General features: G+C 53.8%; 1 protein-coding gene. It reads right to left on the bottom strand.

Annotated features, from left to right (window positions below; translation table 11 throughout):
- A partial coding sequence (locus tag AC1RPQ_RS08385; protein WP_481762327.1) for a hypothetical protein occupies nt 1-254 on the bottom strand: 254 nt, incomplete at its 3' end.
- Between the last annotated feature and the right edge of the window lie 36 nt (nt 255-290).

Raw genomic sequence — 290 nt, 5'->3', positions numbered from 1 at the left:
ACGTAGCCAACGACCGCTGCGCCCCCGAAATAGGTAGCGCCATCGATCGCCGCTTTCAGCGTCTTGTGCCGTGCATCGAGATCACGCAAGCGCAAGAATTCCCGGAACCCAGCAGCCACATCGTAGAAACCGGCAGCGATAAACGCGTTCTCCAGCGAATCGTACGCATCAGCTTTCTGATGTTTCAGACTCGTGCATTCTTTTTTGAGAACCTCCAGCATCTCTGCTAGCTGCTCATCAGTTTGTTCCAGCATCAATCCTCCTTATAGATCGGGTCATGGGAACGGTCC

It is taken from the genome of Dellaglioa sp. CoH-57-MRSF-21 (genome assembly GCF_056781915.1).
This window is presented reverse-complemented; position numbering and strand designations above follow the sequence as displayed.